Raw genomic sequence first — 23,187 nt, 5'->3', positions numbered from 1 at the left:
TTATAAGAAAAAATTAGCTAATAACTTCGTAGTCACTTGGATCTAACTGGCTTGCTGCAGCTTTATCTAACAAGATGACAGTATTTGAGTGGTTTTTTAAGACACTTGCTGGAACATCAGGAGTAACTTTACCATGAACAGTCTCTTTAACTGCTTTTGCTTTGTTTTCTCCGAAAGCCATCAATACAATTTGTTTGGATTCTAAGATAGAACCAATTCCCATTGAGAAAGCTTTTTTAGGAACGTCTGCTTCGGATTCGAAATTACGTTTGTTCGCTTGGATTGTTTCGTCAGTTAAATCAACTAAACGTGTTTTTGAATCGAAGGGACTACCTGGTTCGTTGAAACCAATGTGTCCGTTTGAACCGATACCTAAAATTTGTAAATCAACTGGGTTCTCGCTTAAAATTGTGTTGTAATCTTCAATTTCTTTCTCAACATCTGTTGCTGTTCCATTAGGAATATGCGTTTGTGCAAATGGTTTTGCATCAAATAAATGTTTTTTCATGAAGTAAGCATAGCTTTGATCGTTATCAGCAGGTAAACCATAATATTCATCTAAGTTTACTGCTTTAGCGTCAGTAAAGTCTAAATCAGAGTCACGGATAATTGAGTATAATTCCTCAGGTGTCGACCCTGTAGCTAGACCAAATGTGTTTGCGCCAGATTCTAAAGCTTTTGCCACTAAATCGTAAGCGTATTGTGATGCTTCTAGGGATGTTTCAAATACAAAAATATTCATATATATCCTCCTTGTTAATTATATAATTTATTTTACTTTATAACGTCTATATTAAGCAAGTTTTTAATTGTATTTTACAGTAATGTGACAGAATAGTTTCTATTTATATTAAATTTATTATGATATGGCTACAAATGTATGTTAATCGCCTTCATTGGTAATTATTATGATATATTTATTTTAAGGAAAAATTAAACTAAAGGAGGCTCTTATGAATTGTAATAAGCGTAAGCAAAATTTCTTCTTGGGCTTAGTTGTTTTGTTGCTTTTAATTTTTATAAGTAGCCAAACATCTCAAGTTCAAGTAGCAGCCATTGATAACTCTTCAAACGAAGGAAGTTATTTAGAAGATGGTCGTGATGATTTTGAACAACCCATTGCAGATGGTGAAGAAGGGGAGTTACCACCTCCACCAGATCCACCTGAAAATATTGAATCTGAACCTGAAGAATCGAGCAGTGATGAATCAGAAACACCGCCAGAGTCATCAAATCCAGGTTCAAGCCAAGAAACAGGTTCAAGCCAAGAAAGCGGAGAAGAAGTGGAATCCTCTTCACAATCAAGTGAAGTAGATAATAGCTCAAGCAGTCGACCAGAATCGTCAACGATAGAAACACCTGGAGATATGGATTCTTCTGAAAGTGTGGATGAAACACCTGAAGGCGACGAATCAACTCAAGGAAACGAAGCAAACACGTTACCATTTGGGACAGTTATGGCTTCAAACAGTAATAACTCAAATTTATCATTTCGTCAATTTGCTAATATAATGGTGGAATTTGGGAGAAGACAAAGATATTCTATACCGATGATTTCCAAAGCTTTAATTAGTGCGGACTTTGTTCCGGTGTATTGGTCAAGTTCATTCATGCCATTGTCTTATATCTATGAGTTAATTTTTTTCGGATTACAAATTTAAATTATATCTAGAAGAATGTAAACATACGCTGTTTGCATTCTTTTTTTGCATACAAATATGATACAATAAATGGGAATTTAACAACTTTTAGGAGGACTTTCAATTGATTAAAGCAATTATTTTAGATAAAGATGGAACATTAATAGAGTTAGGAAGGACTTGGGACCAACCAAGTGTCGATGTGACTAACTTATTATTAGATAAAACCGATTTGAATGACGAAGACAAAGAAGCATTCAGAAAGCATATGGGTGTGGAAGGTGATATGGTTGTGGCTAATTCAATTTATGCTGCGGGCAGTATCATTGACCAAGCTAGAGAATTTAGTAAGATTTTGGATATGCCGGTCTCTGAAATTGAAGAAATCTTAGAAGATACTTATTTAGACTATGTCAAAGATCACGGTGAGCATGTATTGGTAATGGACGGCGCAATGAATGCACTGGAAGCCCTCAAAGATGATTATATATTAGCTGTTGTTACCAATGATAATCGCCGGATTGCTGAGGAAACGTTAAAGTTAGCAAACATTGATCAATACTTTGAATTTGTTGGCGGTGCCGATGACTTTGGACCAAAGCCAAACCCAACTGCTCTTCACGAAATTGCCAGACGATATGATATTTGTTTAGATGAGATGATTTATGTCGGCGACTCAACGGTTGATATGGAGTATGGAAAGCATACACATGCATCGATTGGTTTAGCTACTGAAGAAAGTCACCGTGAGCATCTTAAAGAAGCGGATTATATTATTAGCCACTTTGATGAATTGCTAGATACGGTAGATATTATTAATGCAGCTCAGTAAAAGTCATTTAGAAAGGAACAAAGTAAATGAACAATAAAAAAAGACTTAGCCTCCTTGTGTTGGCGCTTTTATTCGGTGTATCTTCACCTGTCATAACTACTTTTGCAGAAAATATCTCTCCCATCGAATCAGTTGAGTGGGGACAAGAGTCTACATCGGAAGCTCCAGCTGAAGAAGAAAGTCAAGAAAGTTCTGATGAATCGGTAGAGGAGACTTCAGAAGAAACATCAGAAGAGGCAACAGAGGATGCATCAACTGAAGAGAGTTCGGAAGTTGAAAGTATTGTAGAAACTGAGGAAGTACCAATGGAATCAGCTTTGGATACTTCTTCACCGCTTGCCTTTTTAGAAGGTGTGAGTCAATTAGAACAACGTTCAGTTGAATATGCTAGTTTTGTTGTTGTCGGTGAGGAAATGGATTTAATCTCTCAAAACTCATTAAAAGACGGGGATAAATATTATACCGCTCAATTAAGACCTCCTTATTTACCGAGTGCCATCTTCTCAAGAAGTGACCGTGAGTCCATTCAAGAAGCACATATTTCAGTGGATGATTTAATTCAATATGCTGCCGATGCTTTGAATACACAGCCTCAAATTTATGCTGGGACGGTCGTGGAAGATTTTTATGTCTTCACTCAAGAAAACTATGACGAACTTCAAGGGAAAGTTGTGCAATTGGATTCGACTGAAGGTGGTTTAAATAGTGCCAATTTAGAAATGTTTCGAGTGGAAGATTTCTTAACTGAAGTTGCGATTGAGTGGTTAGGTCATGAAGAAGTCATCAATGCGTTTGAAGCGAACGAGATGGGCGAGCAAGTCATGATTGCGGGGGACATTGGAACACTTTACAATGAAATTGTGCAAGCGAAACAGGAAGAATACCCAGAGTTATCTGAGTTCTTCGATCGAGCGACAACGGCGATTGAAGGGACGATGAACGTCGACTATGAGAATGGTGTGTTCGGTATGGGACTCGTTGCAATGAACGATGAAGAACAAATGACAGGTATCGAATTATACTTACTTGAAAGTGCGGGGACAATCATTGATTTTACAGATGAGATCGTTTATTCGTATGAAGAGTTCGCTGAATTTGTAGGCTTTGATGTTATTCAAGAAATCAATGAATTAGAAGCAACACTCACGCCAGATATGTTCGAGACAACTGAAGAATAGAGGTAAGTTATGCAAGGTGTATGGAATGAATTAAAGAGACCATGGTCTGATCAAGTAAAAGGGAGTTGGTGGAAAGCCCCACTTTTGATTGCCGCCTACTTTTATGTGCGGGTCTTAGCTGAGACATGGGTCATTCGACGAGGTGCGTTCAATGCTGAAGTTGAATTAACTGTTGAAACTTTGACAGAAGGCAATATACTTAATTTAATGACGCATGCACCGATGGAGTATTTTCTACAGATGCTTGGTCTAACGGTTTTAATCATTGTGACAGGCAAGTTGTTAGGGTTTAAATTTTTTGATTTTAAATCCTTCAGTTGGCAAAATGTTACCACAGCATTGAAAATATATGTATTCATTTATTTACTTCAAGTGCTACTTAATATGATTATTATGTTTGCGGCACCGGATTATGTCCAACCAGGGAACCAAACGGCGGTCGAGTCCTTAGTTCAGAATATGAGCCCAATCTTAATGTTTATTAATATCGTTATATTAACACCGATTACTGAGGAGTATATCTTAAGAGGTTTAATTATGAAGTATACATTCTCTTTAATGCCAATTATTGGGGCATTTGTGGCTGCAGTCATCTTTACGATGTTACATGGTCCAGCTAACTGGATTGATTTCATGGTGTACTTTGTCTTATCTGCAGGGTTTACCTTAGTTTATTTATATACGAGACGCCTTGAATATCCAATTCTTTTACATATCATTCAAAACTTCATTGGATTTATGGCAATACAAATGCTATAATTCTATGGTGATAACCAAATTATAATATTTGTAAAATGAGAGGTGACAATATGTCTCAATATGAATGCCTAAATGACGAAGCCATTGATTTGGAAATGGCTAACGTTAAAAATATAATTGACACTAATATAGTAGAAGGTAAAGCTGATATATTTAAAGTATTAGGTGATTTAAATCGAATTAAAATCGTAGAACTCCTAGCGCACTATAAGCAATTATGCGTGTATGAAATTTCACGATTTATCGATGCGTCAGTCGCAACGACGTCTCATCACTTAATTACATTACGTAACAGTGGTGTGATAACGTCAGAAAAACACGGTAAACGTGTTGTTTATGCCTTAGAAAATGAAGAAGTGATGTCTTTACTAGATGTAGCGAAAGATATTTCGATGATGACTGAAAAAGTTTAATAGGAAAATTATAAAAGACCGCAAAGAAAGTGCTCTCGGTAACCGTAGGTGAGAAAACTTTAATTTGTGGTCTTTTTTGTATAGAATGGTAGAAGTATTATTAAGGAGTGTGAATTATGACAAACGAAGAAAAATTTAACAGTGATCGATTTGAACAGCCAGGACCAAGTTATCAAGCTGTTACAACGGAAATAACAGAAGACAATGAACAACGTATAATTTTAACAGATGTTGTTTCTGAACAACCTGAAAAGAAAGAGAAGTTTATTCCAGAATTTCAAGCAGAGTTAAAAACAAGAATTGTTGAAATGCCTGATGCGATCTATAAAGCATCTGGAGTGAAAATATTAGGAAAACGGATTAAATCACTTTTATTTACAACGGATGTAGCGATTATCAAAAACAGTAATGCTCAATCTGTGATTGCTGTCTATCCATTTACACCACAATTAACAATTATGCAATCGATCGTCGATGTTTCTTCAGTGCCTGTATTCCTTGGAGTGGGTGGCGGAACGACAACGGGTCAACGAAGTGTAGACCTTGCCTTTCAAGCTGAACAAATGGGAGCTTACGGTGTCATTGTCAATGCACCGATGAAGAAAGAAGTGATTACAGAAATTAATAAACGCATCGATGTACCAGTGATTGCAACGATTGCAAGTGATAAAGATGATTATATTACGAAGCTAAACGCTGGAGCAGATATGCTAAACGTATCGGCAGGAGCCAATACAGCAACCTTAGTTAAACAAATCCGTGATGAAGTTGGACCAATGGTGCCAATCATAGCGACCGGAGGGCCAACTGAGGAATCAATTGAAGAAACGATCGAAGCGGGTGCGAATGCTATTACCTTTACACCACCGACAAGTGCTGAAATATTTGCAGAAGTCATGGTTAATTATCGCTCGTTATCTAACTAAATTAGAAGTCAAAATTATTACATTGAGCAAGCGGTTGAGAATCACTCAACCTTCTGGCTCTTTTTTTAATATTTACCTTTATGAGTTTTGTAAAATATGTAATAAAAATTGTGAAAACTTTTTGCGATCAGCATCTGTAAAAGCTTTCGGTCCTTTTGTACGGATACCGCTTTGTCTTTCCATCGCACTAAAGTGGCGGCGATGTAAAAGTAGATCGATATTTTCTTGTGTATATTCGTAAGCTTTATGGTGAATGACGCGACATTTCTTAGGCAGTAATAATGAGGCAAGACCGTAATCTTGAGTCACGATGATGTCTCCTGGCTGAGCAAGTTGAACGATTTTAAAGTCAGCGCGGTCTGTACCGGTCTCAACATAGATGACTTTGACAAAGTCTGGATAAGTGTCGAAGGTATAATGAGATATACTAGAGACAATGACAACTTCGAGATGAAATTTTTCAGCTAGTTGGATGACTTCGTTTTTAATAGGACTAGCATCTGCATCGATGAGTATTTTCATAATGGAACTCCTTTCTTAAGTTTAGAGTTGAATTTCATATGAGTATTATGATAAATCAGGAACAAAAAGTCAAAAAAACAAAATAATACTATAGATTAATAGTCTTATGAGAAAATATTTACTATAATAAATAGTAGTTAAAAATAAGTATTATGGAGGGGATGCAAAGAATGAAACCAGAGAAAAAGTCAACGCTAGAACGTGTGGGAGTTCTTGCAGTGGCATTTATTGTTCAGATTGTGTGGTTTGTCATCATTATGAACAATATTGTTGCTTATTCAGCTTATATTCAGTTTGCTTTCACTTTTGCATCAATTATCATGGTTTTGTATCTAGTGAATAAAGATGAGAGTCCAGCATATCGAATGAGTTGGATCATTGCCATTACATTATTCCCCTTATTTGGTGGGATACTGTATTTAATGATAGGTAACAAGCGACCAATAATTTGGATGCGTCGAAGCGTGGATTTATTGCAAAAGCTGCATTCAAAAGAAATGACATCGGTTCCATCAGCGCAAGAATATTTAGAGAAGAAAGATAAAAGACTTTCTGCTTTAAGTCAATATATAAGCAATTATGCGCATATGCCGGTGTATACAAATACTGATGCAAAGTATTTTCCGAATGGAGAATCGATGATGTCATCATTAATATATGACTTGAAACAAGCAAAGAGTACAATTTTTATTGAGTTTTTCATCGTAGAAACAGGCGTAATGTTTGATTCGATTTTTGAAGTATTAAAGGAAAAGGCCAAAGAAGGTGTCGATGTTCGGTTCTTATATGATGATTTTGGATCTATTACACGTCTACCTAAAGATTTTGATGAGCAACTTGAAGAGTTAGGTATTAAAGCCTTGAAATTTAATCCGGTAAAACCGTTAATTTCAATGGTATATAATACGCGTGACCACCGAAAGTTTGTCATTATTGATAGTGAGATTGGTTATACGGGTGGTTTAAATATTGCGGATGAATATATTAATGTGAAGGAACGCTTTGGTTATTGGAAAGATAATATGGTTCGAATTCAAGGGCCAGCGACATGGAATTTAACGAATTTATTCTTAAATATGTGGAATTCTTTCTATTATACGGACGAATCCTATGAGCCATTTCGAATTGATCATATTATGAATGAAACACGTGAAATACAAGAAGATGAAGCAGCAATGAATGAGATGGGCTTTGTTCAGCCTTTTGGAGATACGCCTTTGGATGTTGAACCCGTAGGGGAGAATGTCTACCGTGAAATTTTAAATAATGCCCAAGATTATGTGTATATTTATACACCGTATCTCGTCATTTCATATGAATTACAAACAGCGATGCAATTAGCCGCTAAGCGCGGGGTGGATGTTCGTTTAATGACACCCGGCATTCCGGACAAAAAGATGGTATTTAGGCTGACACGTTCATATTATAGACCGTTAATGAAAGCTGGGATTAAAATTTATGAATATACACCCGGCTTCTTGCATGCAAAAACGTTTGTTTCAGATAATAAAGTAGCGACCGTCGGTACGATTAATTTAGATTATCGGTCACTTTATTTGCACTTTGAAACGAGCACGATGTTTTATTATCACCCAGTGATTGAAGATATTAGTAAAGATTTTCTAGATTCTCAAGCGAAATCTAGACGTATCCAGTTACAAGATATTAAAGTGGGTCTCATTGGTAGTGTTTGGGACGCAGTTCTTCGACTTATAGCACCATTTGTTTAAAAAAACCAAAAAAATGGAGGAACAATTATGAAATGGGAAGATTTACGTCGTAGTAAAAATGTTCAAGATCGTCGTGGACAATCCGGCGGTTCAGGTCGTAACAGAGGCGGCTCGCGCTCATCGATGGGTGGGGGATTATTAAATCTGTTGTTTCTAATACCCGGTAAAGGTAAGTGGGTTGTCCTTGCTGTCATTCTATTCTCCGTTTTAGGTGGAGGCGCCTTAGGTGGCTTTGGTGATTTGCTTGGTGGCAACAATATGAACCAACCAACAAATGAAATTCAAGTGAACAATGAGGCGCAACAAAGTGAGACAGGCGTCACTGATGATGAGTTTAACTTTGTCTCTTCTGTATTAGCGAGTACAGAAGATTTTTGGAATGAGTCATTTTCCACTGAGAATATGACTTATGACGAGCCAGGTATGGTAATATATGAAGGTGGGACTGCAACGTCTGGTTGTGGTTTTGGAAGTTCTCAAGCAGGTCCGTTCTATTGCCCTGCCGATGCGAATGTCTATATTGATTTATCTTTCTGGCGTGATTTATCGCAACAATACGGGGCGCCAGGAGATTTTGCGATGGCCTATGTTGTTGCTCATGAGGTTGGTCATCATATCCAAAATGAAATTGGTGTGATGGATGAATATAACGAAGTGAGACAAACATTGTCAGAGACAGAAGCAAATGAACTAAATGTGCGTTTAGAATTACAAGCGGATTACTTTGCCGGAGTTTGGGCTAAATATGCTCAAGAAGAAGGCTTGTTAGAATCCGGGGATATTAATGAAGCCCTACAAGCAGCTTTTGCGGTTGGAGACGATACGATTCAAGAACGGGCAACCGGTCGGGTTGTACCAGATAGTTTCACTCACGGATCAGCAGAGCAACGTCAAGCTTGGTTTATGCGCGGCTTTGAATATGGAGATTTTGAACACGGAGATACATTTAATACGTATTTGGAGAATGAATAAAAAGTAAAAAATGAAGGTAGGTCTACTTGTTGTAATGAAATTTATATCAGAGTTTATCAAATCAGATGTTGGAAAAATATTATTATCGGTACTTGGGATGTTTTTAGTATTGGTTGTTTTATATAGTGCTTTCTATCCGTCAGAAGAAGAGAGATTACAAGCAGCCCAAGAAGATATTAGTATCTTGTTTGAGGATCAAAATAATCAAGTATTAAGATCCGATGTCACCCAAGAGGAGATTCAGCAAGCAGAAATATCTGCCAATAAGCTACCTTCAGACTCAAGAGAAGAATTAAATAATACAGTTGACGAAGCTCAAGCGCAGTTTGAAGTCTTAGAAGCCTTATCACCGGTATTCGCAGGGAATCCTTTAATGGATGAAGTCCCTTTAGTTAGAGAAGGAGTTACGCCTGATTTAATTGCTCAAACTCAAAGTGCTTTACCAGATGAAGAGAATGAATATGTGGCTAAAGGCAATGATTTATTAAATCAAGCCCCTGGAAAATTACAAGAGATGGATGCATTAAGAAGTGAGCTGGAGAATTTTACAAGTATTGAAACAGTGACTCGTAGTAACTTATATGAAGTTGTTCAGTTAGCTAATGAGTTAACCGATAAAGCAGGTCACTTTACGGATCAGCCGTATATGGCGCAAACTTATGAGTCATATCATCTATCAATGGATAATTTAGTCGCGGCGATTATAAACGGGCATAGTTACGGAAATTATGAGCAGCCAACCTTGGATGCGATTTTCGCAAACCCAGTACTGAGTGAACGACTAAAAGGAACACCACTCAATCCGTCGCCTCAAATTGCTTTAACTTTCGATGATGGACCAAATATGGAATATACCCCGCAAATCTTAGAGATACTTGCAGAAAATGGTGTGAAAGCAACATTCTTCGTCTATGGGGCTTATGTTGATGATCATCCTGAGATGGCAAGACGCATAGTTGAAGAAGGACATATCATTGCGAACCATAGTTATTCACATCCTGATTTCAGCCAGATTTCGGATGAAGAAGTAATTCAGGAAATCGAATGGACGCAAGAATCAATTGTGGATGCAACGGGCGTTGCACCAACCTTATACCGAATGCCATTTGGTGCGGGAGGTCCTCGGGTTGTTCGTCTACTTTCAGATATGACGTCAATTATTTGGAATGTGGATTCCTTAGACTGGGAACTTCAAGATGCGGAGTTAATTTATCAGAATGTGATGGCGAATTTATCGAATGATATGCTCGTTCTAATGCATGATACTGCGCAATATACCGTTGATGCTGTGGCGCGCTACGTCCCTGAATTAATTGAACAAGGGTATGAATTCGTGACACCGATGGAATTAGATTTCCAGCACCGTTTCTTTGCGGAATAATTTATAAAATAATCTAAATGCATCCGTTGTGAAAATGCAACGGCTGCATTGATATAATAGACGAAAGCCCTTTAATAATCTATAATATTAAAGAGAAGATAAGTGAGAGGAGTGACAAGATGAAAGAACGAGACGTTCAAAAAGAACCATTAGATCAAATAACCATTCAAGAGGATGAGTCTGTAAAAGTCTTTGAAGGGTTAAAAAATTCAGCCATTATGAGTAATCCGCAATTATTAGATATACTTGATTTAAACGCTGAGCAATTAACTTATTATTTAGAAGATGCGATATTAGATAATCCATTTATCGATTTAGAGTATAGTATTGAGCAACAAATCCCTGCTTTTGAGCGCTTTGAAGGTACGAAACAAGCCGAAGAATTAAAGGAAAGTGCCCAAAGTTTAGATACGTATTTATTCGAGCAGATTTTGTTATATCGCCATACTGATATTCGTGATGCGATGGTTAAAGCGATTGAACATTTAGATGAAAGAGGCTATTTGCCATACACGGTAGATGAATTAGCCAAGAAAATCGATATGCCAGTTATCGTTACATTAGATGCGGTGACGTTAATTAAGCAACTGGAGCCCGCTGGTATAGGTGCTTATGATCTACAAGAATCGATGATGTTACAAACAGAACAAGATTTACATGCGCCAAATGTAGCTTACTACTTATTAGAAGTGTTTTTCGATGAGTTACGCGACAAAGATTACGCTGAGATTCAAGCTCAAACGCAAATTTCTTATGATGAGATTATGGAGAGTGTGAATTACTTCCATACATTGCGTACTAACCCAGCTGCTTTATTTAATCAAGTCGATAAGATTAACTTGATTCCGGATGTAACAATTACTCCGGTCGGTGAAGGTTTACAGATTCGTTATAACCGCCAATACTATCCAAAAATTTCTTTTAATCAGACTTACTTTGATGAGATGGCTGCAAAAAAAGATGAAGAACTGAATAATTATATTGAGCCGCATGAAGAAGGCTACCAACGCTTAGCAGATAACTTGCGTATTCGCGAACAGCTCATCTTAGAAGTGGTCATGTGTATGGTTAAAGCACATAAACGTTATTTCTTAGGGAAAGATGAATATAAGGCAACGTTATCGATGAAGGATATTGCGAAAGAAACCCGCTTACCTGAGCCGATTGTGTACCATATTGCATCGAATAAGAATATCGAATTTAACAAGCAAGTTTCAGCCTTTACAGACTTTATTAATACATCCCGTTCACTAACACGTGATGGATTGTCTGCAAATTATATTAAAGATACGATTAGCCAAATAATTGATGATTCTGATCGAGAGCTCACGGATGAAGAAATCGTAAGCATCTTACTCGAAGATAAAATCATAGTAGGCCAACAAATTGTTAAAAATTACCGTAAAAGTTTAGGTAAATAAACAAAAGCCCGTCACCTTTTTACAGTGTGACGGGCTTTTACTATGTCATAAATTATTATTCAGAATCTGAAGAAGTTTCGCCTTCAGAATCTGCGAGCGAGAAGATACTCGTTGTACTATTATTTAAATGATACGGCGTTAATGTATCAGCCTCTCCATCGTAATGAGCTAAGAGTACTAAACGGTTTTCTAATTGGCTGAGAGCTTCATTTAGGACTAAAATATCATGTTCCTCAATTAAATCCTCAGCTTCTTCATAAGGCATACCAACAACGATACGCGCGATATAATTTGTTTCGCCACCTAATTCAAGCGAAATTTGGTCCACGGTAATATCAAGGGGCTCGTAGACTTCATTTTCACTGAATGTTTCTTGAAGTGTTTCGATCGTTTCAGGATCTATTTTTTCATAATTCATTTCTTTTTCGTCTTCTGGCATCGCTTCTGTGTAGAACTCATCGATGGCTACACGTAAGTCGCTAATGGGAATTGAATCAGGTAACGTTGTCGCAGGGTAGCGATCTTGTCCAATAACTGTTTCGTTAAAGACATTGTCAAAGGTATTATTTGCTGGCGTTGATTCAGTTGCCTCTTGAGCAACTTCCTCACTTTGACTTTCTGTTTGCGTTTCTTGATTTGGAGTCGTGACACTTTCAGGTTCACTCGTAAAGTAACTACACCCACTTAAAGTGAAAAGTAGAGTGAGTAGTAAAAGTTTCTTCATATATATTTCCTTTCGACATGCATATTCTTGTAAAATTGTATAAGCATTGTAACATGAATCTATAACAGAAAGATAACAAGTATATTGCAATACACGTTAAATAAGGGATAAATAAAGTATTATGAGACAATTCAAATAGTTTTCTCATAGAATTGTAGCTTTTTTAATCAATAAGTTGTAGTATATGACTATGATTTTATTATTGGAAGGATGAGAGTTTTGACTAAGATAACACCAGAAACGATTAATTGGGGCGAGTTAGGCTTCGGATATATTGATACGGGAAAAAAATTCCGTGCATATTATAAAGATGGCGAGTGGTCTGAAGGACGTATTGAAACAGAAAAGAATGTCTTCATCTCTGAAGCATCAACAGCACTTCATTACGGACAACAAGCCTTTGAAGGAATGAAAGCTTACCGCACTAAAACAGGCGAAATTCAATTATTCCGTCCAGAATTAAATGCACAACGTTTAATAGATTCAGCTGAAAAATTACTAATGCCAGCGTATCCAGAAGAAGATTTTATTAACGCAATTCATGAAGTTGTACGTGCCAATGAAGAGTGGGTCCCTCCTTATGAAAGTGGAGCGACTTTATATATTCGTCCATTATTAATTGGAATCGGCGATACAGTTGGGGTTCAACCTGCAAAAGAATATTTATTCACTGTTTTTGTGACGCCTGTGGGACCGTATTTTAAAGGTGGAATGGCGCCGTCTAAATTCTTAGTGAGTGATTTTGACCGTGCGGCACCAAGAGGAACGGGAGCACAAAAAGTTGGTGGAAACTATGCAAGTAGTTACTTACCAGGAAAACTTGCGAAGGACCAAGGGTATAGTGACGCGATTTATTTAGATCCAGCGACTCATACGAAGATTGAAGAAGTTGGTTCTGCGAATTTCTTCGGTATTACAAAAGATAATAAATTTGTCACACCTAAATCGCCATCGATTCTACCAAGTATTACGAAACGTTCGTTAATTTGGTTAGCAGAAAACCGTTTAGACTTAGAAGTTGTCGAAGGCGATGTTTATGTGGATGAATTAGACCAGTTCAGTGAAACGGGAGCTATGGGTACAGCTGCGGTCATTGCGCCAATCAGTTCAATTACGCATGGTGATAAAGAGTATACTTATACAGACGGTGTTAAAGTAGGGGAAATTACCCAACAACTTTATGCTGAATTAGTAGGAATTCAAAAGGGTGACGTTGAAGCACCTGAAGGCTGGGTTCAAACCGTCGATGTAACTAAATAAGTTTATTAAAGCTGCACTATCGTTTGATAGTGTAGTTTTTTTATTAAAGTATAATTATTTATTAAATATAACGGTTATATATTGAACCCCTTAAAAATGATTGGTAATATACTAAACAGTCAAATTTCAAGGGAGGGAATATCGATCGTTACTATTGTTAATTTTATTTGTTTTATTATAAAAAGCGTGGGCAAGTTTCTTTTAACCGTTGTTTCATTAGCTGCCCTAGCTGTGATTGGAATTAACTTGTTTGTTATTCTCTCAACAAGTTCGAATGTCGTCGATGCGAACGAAATAAATCAAACTATGAATGATGATGTGCCAATCCTTGTACTTGGAGCGGGCGTTGTAAATAATGAATACCCGAGTCAAATATTAGCGAATCGTTTAGATAAAGCATATGAAATTCATTTGGAGAATCTAGATAATCCGCTGATTATGAGTGGAGATCATGCGGACCAATACTACAATGAGGTCGGCGTTATGAAACAATATCTAGTCGACAAAGGGGTGCCAAGTGAGCAAATTTATTTAGATCATGCAGGTTATTCCACACATGCAAGTTTATACCGAATAAAAGAAGTGATTGGTTTGGACCAAGTTGTGATTGTCACGCAAGGCTATCACCTTCCGCGAGCTTTACTACTTGCTAAAGGCTTAGGCTGTGAGGCGCTTGGGGTAGCTGCTGAAGAAGTAAATTCTACTCGCTTTGAACGCGAAATTAGAGAGGTATTTGCTAGACTGAAAGATTTTGGTATTGTTTACCTAGGATATGAAGATGATCAACCGGAGATGAATCTCGGCTTTAGTCTCGAACACTCAGGTGATTTAACCGACAGCAAAGAAGAATTAAATTAAAATGAGAATTCAATTAAAAATAAATTGACTTGAGTCACATAATAGCGTAATATGAATTTAACAATTTATCTTATACCATCTTGGTTAGCGACAACAAGAATAAACGGTGCATAAATTGATTCAACGACATCACTTGAAAGTCCGTTTAGTTAAATCTGAACGGGCTTTTTTAGATTAAAAGGAGAGATTCATTTGACAAAAATCATCGCATTTGGTGTGACACCAGAAGAAGCAGAGGTAATGGAGCAATGGTCGAAGGCGCATTCGATTCATGTCGAAATGACACCAGAATATATAACGCCAGAGACAGTTCACTTAGCAGAAGGCTTTGATGGGATAACGAATATGCAAGTTTCCGATATTGTAGAGCCTGTCTACTCGAAGCTCAAAGAGTTGGGAATTCCAGTTATTGCTCAAAGAAGCGCCGGCTATGAAATGTATGATTTAAAAGCAGCGAGTGACAATGATGTCATCATTACAAATGTCCCAAGTTACTCTCCAGAATCAATCGCAGAGTTTGCCGTCTACGCTGCCATGCGTCTGATTCGAAACAGTGATGAAATCGACCAAAGGGTGGCGTCACAAAACTTCACCTGGGAGCCAAGCATTCGAAGTCATTCGATTCAAAGCTTAAAAGTAGCTGTTATCGGTGTCGGTCGAATTGGATCAAGAGTCGCAAAAATATATAAACATGGCTTTGGCGCTGAAGTGGTTGGGTATGATATTGTCGAACACGAAGAGTTCAAAGAGCACGTAGTTTATCAACCTGACTTGCAAACAGCGATCAAAGATGCTGATATTGTGACCATCCACATGCCATTGACTGAAGACAATTATCACCAGTTTAACCATGATTTATTCAATCAGATGAAGCCGGGCACAACGTTAATTAATGCAGCCCGCGGTAAGATTGTGAAGACTCAAGACTTAATTGAAGCGATTGATCGTGGACAAATTAAAAATGCTGCCTTAGATGTCTATGAAGATGAAGGGCCTTTTATTCCAAAAAATTGGGAAGGCCAGGTAATTGAAGATGAAGTCTTCCTTCAAATTCTTAATCATCCAAACATTCATTATACGCCACATATTGCTTATTACACAGATATTGCTGTTCAAAATTTAGTTGAAGGCGGATTAAACTCAGCTTTAGAAGTAATTAAAACGGGGACAGACCAACATCGTGTGAATTAAATGATAAAAAGATTAAAATAAAATTGAAATATGTGTTGACTTATAATAATGAGTCAGTTATATTAGATACAACAAAAACGTACTGAAAGGAACATTCTCGATGACTAAACTTCTTTGCATACAATTATCATCATATTTTTACAGCTACTTTAGATAGTGTTTGTATCTGACAACGATAGATACAAACCGTAAACGTTAACGTTTGTATCTATGAGGAGCTGTCAATTATGATGCCCGCATAGATAACTAATCGAAAGATTAAAATCTAAAGCGGGTGTATCAAAGAGGTTCACCTATATAGAGGATAAGAGAAGTTCTTTACCCCTGTTAGATTTTAATCAAATCTGACAGGGGTTTTTTGTTATAAAAAATAGAAAAAATGGAGGAATAAATTATGTATCGATATTTAAAAACAGCCTTAGTTTCATTATTAGCATTAGGTACAATCGCAGCACCAATGTCTGCGCAAGCACAAGATCAAGAAGAAATTAACGTAGGTGTCCTTCAATTTGTAGAGCATGAATCATTAGACCAAAACTATCAAGGTTTCATTGATGGCTTAGAAGAAGCCGGTTATGTTGAAGGTGAAAACCTAACTTTAAATTATTTAAATGCCTCAGGAGACACAGCAAACTTACAATCAATGAGTGAGAATGTGACGAACAGTAGTGATTATATTTTCGCTATTGCAACGCCAGCCGCTCAAGCTATTGCGAATGTCGAACAAAAGAAACCCGTATTATTCTCATCAGTCAGTGACCCTGTTGGTGCAGGTTTAGTTGAAAACTTAGAAGAGCCAGAAGCAAATATTACAGGTACGACCGATGCTGGTCCAATTGAAGACCAAGTAGCTTTACTCCAAGCAGTTGTTCCTGACGCAGAACGTGTTGGAATCATCTATAACTCAGGTGAAGCAAACTCAATGAGTGAAGCAGAAAAAGCAACAGCAGCCCTTGAAGCAGCTGGCATTGAAGTTGTTGAAGCAACAGTGACTTCAACGAATGACATCTCTCAAGTCATGAGTGGTTTAGTTAATGATGACGTAGATGCAATCTTCACAGTAACAGATAACACAATTGCAAGTGCAATGACACTAGTTGGAGATTTAGCATTAGAAGCTGAGCTGCCAATTATCGGTGGATCAAAGGATATGGCTTTAGCAAATGGGTTAACGACATATGGTTTAGATTATTACGAATTAGGTAAACAAACAGCGGGAATGTTAGTAGAAATCATTGAATCTGGTGAGATTATCCCAGTTGAATCCGCAGATACATTAGAATTAGTTGTTAATGAAGAAAATGCAGAAACATTAGGTCTAGATTTATCAAATATTGATTTAGGTTCAGAAGAAACATCAGATGAAGAAAATACAGAAGAATCTGAAGAAGAGAGCTCTGAAGATTCCGAATAAAAGATAAGGAGAATTCAAAATGAAAAGTCGATTTAAATTTATTAATATTATTACTACCGTTGTATTAGCTTTACTTCCAATGTTAGCAGGTGGCCAAGCAGTCCAAGCACAAGAAGAAACAATTAATATAGGTGTTGTTCAATATGTAGAGCACGAAGCTTTAGATGCAGTGCTGAAAGGTTTTCAAGAGACGTTAGACAATTCAGCTTATGGCGACCGTATTGAATGGGATATTAATAATGCCAGTGGTGACCAATCGAGTCTTCAATCATTAAGTGAAAAAGTTGCACGTGATAACGATATACTCTTTGCCATTGCAACACCCGCAGCTCAAACTTTAGCATCAGTTGAACAAGAGAAGCCAATTTTTATTGCAGCAGTAACAGATCCAGTTGAAGCTGGTTTAGCAGACTCTATCGAAGCTCCAGGAGGAAACATTACTGGAACAAGTGATATGGCGCCGATCGAAGAACAAGTCGACTTATTAATACGTAATTTTCCAGATGTTGAAACAGTTGGTTTAATTTACAACTCAAGTGAGGTCAACTCACAAGTTCAAGCGGGCGTAGCCGTTGAATTACTTGAAGAACAAGGTTTAGCGACGGATGTTCAAACAGTGATTAGTACGAACGATATATCACAAGTGATGAATGCACTTGTTGGTAATGTCGATGCGATGTTTATGGTAACGGATAATACGATTGATAGTGCCATTACTTTAGTTGGAGATATTGCTAAAGAAGCAGGGATCCCAACAATTGGGTCATCTGATTCAGTTGTAAGAACAAACGGACTAGCAACATTATCAAACTCTTATGAAGACTACGGTGTTCAAACAGCAGAAATGGTAATTCACATGTTGGATGAAGATTTAAACCCTGGAGAAATGGAAATTGAATTAGGGAAAGATTTTCAAATTGTAGTGAACGAAGATTTTGCTGAAGCCATCGGTGTCGATCCGTCAACGATTGAATAGGAGCATATAAAATGAAAAAAATAATTCAATTAGTAACAATCATTGCCTTAGCGTTCGTATCTATTTTTCCAGCAACTCAAACGGTTAAAGCCCAAGATGAACCAATTAAAATTGGTATCTTACAACACGTCAGTCATGAAGCATTAGATGATACGCGTGACGGTTTTATAGAGCGCATCGATGAGCTTTTAGATGGAAATGTCGAGTGGGACTTACAAAATGCGAACAGCGATATGTCAACATTGCAGTCATTATCAGAAAAAGTCGCGCGAGATAATGATATTATCTTTGCAATTGCCACACCAGCTGCGCAAGCTTTAGCATCTGTTGAAGAAGAAAAGCCAATATTTTTTGCAGCAGTGGCAGCGCCAGTTGAAGCGATGTTAGTTGATTCAATGGAAGCGCCCGGACGTAATTTAACTGGAACGACAAACTTAGGCCCAATTGCCGATCACGTGGATTTATTACTACAAGTTGTCCCTGATGCACAAAACATCGGAACAATTTATAATTCAAGTGAAGTCAACGCACAACATCAAGTTGATATTGCGACAGAAGTTATCGAAGAAAAAGGACTAAATCATATTGTCCAATCAGTAACGAACACGAATGATATTGCGCAAGTGATGACTGCTTTAGTTAATGAGTCCGATGCTATCTTATTAGTAACTGATAATACGATTGATAGTTCAATCTCACTTGTAGGTGATATTGGGAAAGAAGCTGGTTTAGCATTAATTGGCTCATCTGACTCAACAATTAATGCCAATGGCTTAGCAACGATTTCAAACTCTTACTTCGACTATGGTGTTCAAACAGCTGACATGGTTAAGCGTATGTTAGATGAAGATTTATCGCCAGCTGATATGCCAGTTGAAGTTGGTAATAACTTTGAGTTAATTGTCAATGAAGAATTCGCAGAAGCGGTGAATATTGATGCAAGTTCAATTCAAATAGATTAGTGCTTATTCATTAAAATATGGTAAGATAATATAGATTTTTAAAATTTATTAAAGGAGTATGTTTAACTTATGATTCTAGATGTTATTTCATCAAGTTTTAGCCAAGGGGTTGTATGGGCAGTCATGGCTATTGGGGTATACATTACCTTCAGATTACTTGATATCGCAGATTTATCAGCCGAAGGAGTGTTCCCCTTAGGGGGCGCCATCGCAGCCATTTTAATTACAAATGGTCTTAACCCATTTCTCGCAACTGCTGCAGCTTTCGCAGGTGGGGCAGCCGGTGGTTTACTCGCTGGTTGGATACACACAAAACTTCATATCCCACCGCTGTTAACGGGTATTTTACTACAAACAGGTTTATATTCGGTTAACTTCCAAGTCATGGGTGGACGTTCAAACTTAGCTTTACTGGGTCAAGAAACGATTTTCACACCTATGGAAGATATGTTTGGTTTCAGTAAAAATATGTCTGTAACGGTTCTTGGCTTGATTATCCTAGCGATTATCATTACTTTATTAGTTCTGTTTCTACATACTGAAATGGGCCTATCGCTTCGAGCAACTGGGGATAACCCACGAATGAGTGAAGCAAACGGGATTAATACAAACCTTATGAAGACTTTAGGCTATATTATTGGTAACGGGTTGATTGCCTTAAGTGGAGCAATGGTAGCACAAAAAGACGGCTTTGCCGATCTAAGTATGGGTATTGGTACCATTGTTATTGGACTGGCCTCAGTCATTATTGCTGAAGTGGTAATTCCTAACCAATCAATTGGTTTCCGTTTAACTTCGATCATTTTAGGTAGTTTCATTTACCGCTTAATTATTGACTTTATTTTAAACCAACCATGGATTGATATTCGTCCAACTGACTTACGTCTATTCTCTGCTATCTTACTTGGATTTGTATTGTATTTCCCTCAAATTCAAAGACAATTCGGTAGACAGAAAAAGAGCGCAGTGAGCGGAGGTGCGAAATAATGACTGAAGAAAGAAAAATTAAATTAGAACTATCAGGGATTCAAAAATCATTCGAACGTGGAACAGTGAATGAGAATCACGTTCTAAAAGGCATTGATTTAACACTTTATGATGGTGATTTCGTAACGGTTATTGGTGGTAACGGTGCTGGTAAATCAACTTTACTCAATACAATTAATGGTTCACTGACACCTGATGAAGGATCAATTAAAATCAATTACGAAGACGTGACACGCCTTCCGATGAACAAACGTGCAGACTCAATTGGGTACGTGTTCCAAGATACTAAGATGGGAACAGCCGCGCGTTTAACGATCCAGGAAAATATGGCGCTAGCAAATCGCCGTGGTTTAAAACGTGGCCTTCGTAAAGGTGTCAAAGAAGCGGATCGCCAACAAATGATCGAACGCTTGAAGATATTAGATTTAGGACTAGAAGACCGTTTAACTACGGACGTTGCTTACTTATCTGGTGGACAACGCCAAGCGCTAACGCTATTAATGGCAACATTACGTAAGCCACAAGTATTACTACTTGATGAGCATACGGCAGCTCTAGACCCTAAGACAAGTGAAATGGTTCTCAGATTAACAGATAGAATTGTGAGCGAACAACAATTAACTGCATTAATGATTACCCATAATATGAATGATGCGGTAAAATACGGTAACCATCTGATTATGCTCCACCAAGGTAGAATAATCCTTGATGTGAGCGGAGAAGAGAAGAAAAACTTAACGATTGATCGTTTAATGGAACTCTTCCGTCAAGAATCAGGTGAAACATTAGCATCTGATGCGATGTTATTATCTTAATTAGAAACATATTCCAATACATCGGCCAGCAGTCTGCAAATTGTGACTGCTGGCCGGTTTTTGTGATGGGTTTGGAGGTGGGAGTGGGTTAATAGGACATGTCATGTGTTGACCTGTCCCGTTAGGTGTTTAATTTCCCGTGTCATGAGATGACGTGTCCCGTTAGGTGTTTAATTTCCCCTGTCATGTGTTGACCTGTCCTGTTAACCGTCCAATTTCCCCTGTCATGAGATGACCCGTCCCGTTAGGTGTTTAATTTCCCGTGTCAAGAGGCGACGAGTCCTGTTAGGTGTTTAATTTCCCCTGTCATGCGGTGACGTGTCCTGTTAGCCGTCCAATTTCCCCTGTCATGCGATGACGTGTCCCGTTAGGTGTTTAATTTCCCCTGTCATGTGATGACGAGTCCTGTTAGGTGTTTAATTTCCCGTGTCAAGAGGCGACGAGTCCTGTTAGGTGTTTAATTTCCCCTGTCATGCGGTGACGTGTCCTGTTAGCCGTCCAATTTCCCCTGTCATGTGTTGACCTGTCCTGTTAACCGTCCAATTTCCCCTGTCACCAAATGACCAGTCCCATTAACCATCCAACAACCCATGTCAACACCCAACACCCCCATCAACATCCTTTCCTAAATTTATATTCAATGAATCCTACATTTCCTATTGCAATATTCCATATACATGGTAAAATTTTGACAGGTTAAAGGGACTTTTAAAGTAATCCAGAGAGGTTACTAAAGACTTCATTTTATAGAGGGTTTTGCGATGAGCAGGCCATCGATTTACATATGAACTTCTTTAAAGCCCTGTTATTGCAAAGGGCTATTTTATTTTGTCCAAAATGAACCTAAACAAAAAGGAGCTGTTTATATGGAAAATTCAGGAAAAGAAAAAAGAATGTTGTTGGATGTGCATGAGAAGCCATTTTTAATACCTGGTTTATTATTAAGTTTCCAACATGTGTTTGCGATGTTCGGTGCGACAATTTTAGTGCCTTTAGTATTAGGTTTACCAGTGTCGACGGCACTTTTAGCAAGTGGGGTTGGGACGCTGATTTATATGGTTGTGACTCAGTTTAAAGTACCGGTATATTTAGGTTCATCATTTGCTTATATTACAGCGATGTCATTTGCGATTGATCAAATGGGCGGAAGTATTGATGCCGCTCAAACTGGAATTATGTTAGTTGGACTTGTTTATGTTGCTGTAGCATTTATCATACATATAATCGGAAGCGGCTGGATTAATAAATTATTTCCACCAATCGTTATTGGACCAATGATTGTTGTTATCGGATTAGGTTTATCAGCAACTGCAGTTCAAAATGCTGGATTTGTTGCAGGTGGAGATTGGCGTCAAATTCTAACGGCAGTGGTGACATTTGCTGTAGCTGTATTTGTGACATTTAAAGGAAAAGGTTTTGCGAAAGTAATTCCATTCTTAATCGCAATTATTGTGGGTTATATTGTGGCGATTTTACTAGGGATTGTAGATTTAACACCAGTTCAAGAAGCAAGTTGGTTCGCGTTACCAGATATTCGCCTGCCTTTTGGAAACAGTCCAGATCGATATAACTTCTACTTTGGTGCTGAAGCATTAGCGATTATTCCAATTGCGTTTGTAACAATTGCGGAGCATATGGGAGATGTGATGGTTCTTGGGGAAATTACAGGGCATGATTATATTAAAAAACCTGGTTTAGACAGAACTTTAGCCGGAGACGGAATTGCCTCTTTATTCTCAGCCTTTATTGGAGGACCAGCCAATACAACTTACGGGGAAAATACTGGAGTTATTGGTATGACAAAAGTTGCGAGTATATCAGTCATTCGTAACGCTGCTATTATTGCAATTATCATCAGTTTCTTAGGTAAATTTACGGCTCTAATTTCGACAATTCCTCAATCAGTTTTAGGTGGAATGTCCATCCTACTTTACGGGGTTATCGCAAGTAATGGGTTAAAAGTTTTAATCAGTAATAGAACAGACTTCAACCAATCACGTAACTTAATTATCGCAAGTGCGATGTTAGTTATTGGTTTAGGTGGGGCAGTTCTTGAAGTAGGTTCAGCCTTAGTTATTTCAGGAACAGCTTTAAGTGCGGTTGTTGGAATTATCTTAAACTTAGTTTTACCTGCTGAAGAAAAATAATATCCGCCTTAAGTTGGATGCCAAAACACCAAATTATGCGATAATAAATATACGCTAATCTACAAGCCGAAACGTTCAA

General features: G+C 37.7%; 22 protein-coding genes. 19 read left to right on the top strand and 3 right to left on the bottom strand.

The features are described 5' to 3' along the window. Positions 1-13: 13 nt before the first annotated feature. A complete protein-coding gene (locus FEZ33_RS04980) occupies positions 14-742 on the bottom strand; it encodes a glucosamine-6-phosphate deaminase (protein ID WP_138404298.1) in 729 nt (242 codons plus the stop codon). A gap of 211 nt (positions 743-953) precedes the next feature. Here FEZ33_RS04980 and FEZ33_RS04975 point away from each other — a divergent pair, with 211 nt between their 5' ends. From FEZ33_RS04975 to FEZ33_RS04950, 6 genes are all read left to right on the top strand, one after another. Continuing rightward, positions 954-1,661, top strand: a complete 708-nt coding sequence (locus FEZ33_RS04975; RefSeq protein ID WP_138404297.1) for a hypothetical protein — start codon at positions 954-956, stop codon at positions 1,659-1,661. Positions 1,662-1,764: 103 nt separating this feature from the next. Continuing rightward, positions 1,765-2,472 (top strand): HAD family hydrolase, encoded by a 708-nt coding sequence (locus FEZ33_RS04970; RefSeq protein ID WP_138404296.1) that lies wholly within the window; start codon positions 1,765-1,767, stop codon positions 2,470-2,472. Positions 2,473-2,498: 26 nt separating this feature from the next. Further along, positions 2,499-3,650: a PX domain-containing protein gene (locus FEZ33_RS04965; RefSeq protein WP_138404295.1), complete on the top strand. Its 1,152-nt coding sequence runs from the start codon at positions 2,499-2,501 to the stop codon at positions 3,648-3,650. Between the two features lie 9 nt (positions 3,651-3,659). Then, positions 3,660-4,409 (top strand): CPBP family intramembrane glutamic endopeptidase, encoded by a 750-nt coding sequence (locus FEZ33_RS04960; RefSeq protein WP_138404294.1) that lies wholly within the window; start codon positions 3,660-3,662, stop codon positions 4,407-4,409. Positions 4,410-4,459: 50 nt separating this feature from the next. Then, complete coding sequence (locus FEZ33_RS04955; protein WP_138404293.1) at positions 4,460-4,822, top strand: ArsR/SmtB family transcription factor; 363 nt, start codon at positions 4,460-4,462, stop codon at positions 4,820-4,822. A gap of 308 nt (positions 4,823-5,130) precedes the next feature. Then, on the top strand, positions 5,131-5,748 hold the full coding sequence (locus tag FEZ33_RS04950; protein WP_438943005.1) for a beta/alpha barrel domain-containing protein: 618 nt from the start codon (positions 5,131-5,133) through the stop codon (positions 5,746-5,748). A 78-nt stretch (positions 5,749-5,826) separates the two neighbouring features. Here the strand turns inward: FEZ33_RS04950 and FEZ33_RS04945 are convergent, their stop codons facing one another. Continuing rightward, complete coding sequence (locus tag FEZ33_RS04945) at positions 5,827-6,270, bottom strand: YaiI/YqxD family protein (protein WP_138404292.1); 444 nt, start codon at positions 6,268-6,270, stop codon at positions 5,827-5,829. A 170-nt stretch (positions 6,271-6,440) separates the two neighbouring features. Between FEZ33_RS04945 and cls the strand changes: the two genes are divergently transcribed. The 4 genes from cls (at position 6,441) to FEZ33_RS04925 (ending at position 11,774) form a co-directional block, all read left to right on the top strand. Further along, on the top strand, positions 6,441-8,000 hold the full coding sequence (cls, locus tag FEZ33_RS04940; RefSeq protein ID WP_171031289.1) for a cardiolipin synthase: 1,560 nt from the start codon (positions 6,441-6,443) through the stop codon (positions 7,998-8,000). Positions 8,001-8,027: 27 nt separating this feature from the next. Further along, positions 8,028-8,972 (top strand): KPN_02809 family neutral zinc metallopeptidase, encoded by a 945-nt coding sequence (gene ypfJ, locus FEZ33_RS04935; protein WP_138404290.1) that lies wholly within the window; start codon positions 8,028-8,030, stop codon positions 8,970-8,972. 34 nt (positions 8,973-9,006) lie between these two features. Next, a complete protein-coding gene (locus FEZ33_RS04930; RefSeq protein WP_171031288.1) occupies positions 9,007-10,353 on the top strand; it encodes a polysaccharide deacetylase family protein in 1,347 nt (448 codons plus the stop codon). Between the two features lie 119 nt (positions 10,354-10,472). Continuing rightward, entirely contained in the window at positions 10,473-11,774 is a 1,302-nt protein-coding gene (locus tag FEZ33_RS04925; RefSeq protein WP_138404288.1) for an RNA polymerase factor sigma-54, read from the top strand. Positions 11,775-11,829: 55 nt separating this feature from the next. Here the strand turns inward: FEZ33_RS04925 and FEZ33_RS04920 are convergent, their stop codons facing one another. Next, complete coding sequence (locus FEZ33_RS04920; protein WP_138404287.1) at positions 11,830-12,498, bottom strand: hypothetical protein; 669 nt, start codon at positions 12,496-12,498, stop codon at positions 11,830-11,832. A gap of 219 nt (positions 12,499-12,717) precedes the next feature. Between FEZ33_RS04920 and FEZ33_RS04915 the strand changes: the two genes are divergently transcribed. From FEZ33_RS04915 to FEZ33_RS04875, 9 genes are all read left to right on the top strand, one after another. After that, positions 12,718-13,758 (top strand): branched-chain amino acid aminotransferase, encoded by a 1,041-nt coding sequence (locus FEZ33_RS04915; RefSeq protein WP_425328866.1) that lies wholly within the window; start codon positions 12,718-12,720, stop codon positions 13,756-13,758. 186 nt (positions 13,759-13,944) lie between these two features. After that, positions 13,945-14,616 (top strand): SanA/YdcF family protein, encoded by a 672-nt coding sequence (locus FEZ33_RS04910; RefSeq protein ID WP_171031287.1) that lies wholly within the window; start codon positions 13,945-13,947, stop codon positions 14,614-14,616. Positions 14,617-14,808: 192 nt separating this feature from the next. Then, positions 14,809-15,807 carry a D-2-hydroxyacid dehydrogenase gene (locus tag FEZ33_RS04905; RefSeq protein ID WP_268951501.1) on the top strand — a complete coding sequence of 333 codons (999 nt, stop codon included), beginning with the start codon at positions 14,809-14,811 and terminating at the stop codon, positions 15,805-15,807. Between the two features lie 394 nt (positions 15,808-16,201). Further along, positions 16,202-17,221 carry an ABC transporter substrate-binding protein gene (locus FEZ33_RS04900; RefSeq protein WP_138404284.1) on the top strand — a complete coding sequence of 340 codons (1,020 nt, stop codon included), beginning with the start codon at positions 16,202-16,204 and terminating at the stop codon, positions 17,219-17,221. 19 nt (positions 17,222-17,240) lie between these two features. Beyond that, positions 17,241-18,197 carry an ABC transporter substrate-binding protein gene (locus FEZ33_RS04895; protein ID WP_138404283.1) on the top strand — a complete coding sequence of 319 codons (957 nt, stop codon included), beginning with the start codon at positions 17,241-17,243 and terminating at the stop codon, positions 18,195-18,197. Positions 18,198-18,208: 11 nt separating this feature from the next. Then, on the top strand, positions 18,209-19,159 hold the full coding sequence (locus FEZ33_RS04890; protein WP_138404282.1) for an ABC transporter substrate-binding protein: 951 nt from the start codon (positions 18,209-18,211) through the stop codon (positions 19,157-19,159). A gap of 69 nt (positions 19,160-19,228) precedes the next feature. Beyond that, on the top strand, positions 19,229-20,146 hold the full coding sequence (locus FEZ33_RS04885) for an ABC transporter permease (RefSeq protein ID WP_138404281.1): 918 nt from the start codon (positions 19,229-19,231) through the stop codon (positions 20,144-20,146). Beyond that, positions 20,146-20,961 (top strand): ABC transporter ATP-binding protein, encoded by an 816-nt coding sequence (locus FEZ33_RS04880; protein ID WP_138404280.1) that lies wholly within the window; start codon positions 20,146-20,148, stop codon positions 20,959-20,961. Before FEZ33_RS04885 ends, FEZ33_RS04880 begins: the two co-directional genes overlap by 1 nt. Before the next feature lie 866 nt (positions 20,962-21,827). After that, on the top strand, positions 21,828-23,108 hold the full coding sequence (locus tag FEZ33_RS04875) for a uracil-xanthine permease family protein (protein ID WP_138404279.1): 1,281 nt from the start codon (positions 21,828-21,830) through the stop codon (positions 23,106-23,108). The last annotated feature ends 79 nt before the right edge of the window (positions 23,109-23,187 follow it).

Source organism: Ruoffia tabacinasalis (genome assembly GCF_005864045.1).
Taxonomy (GTDB): domain Bacteria; phylum Bacillota; class Bacilli; order Lactobacillales; family Aerococcaceae; genus Ruoffia; species Ruoffia tabacinasalis.
Note: the sequence above shows the minus strand (reverse complement) of the source record. Positions and strands in the feature narration are given on the sequence as shown.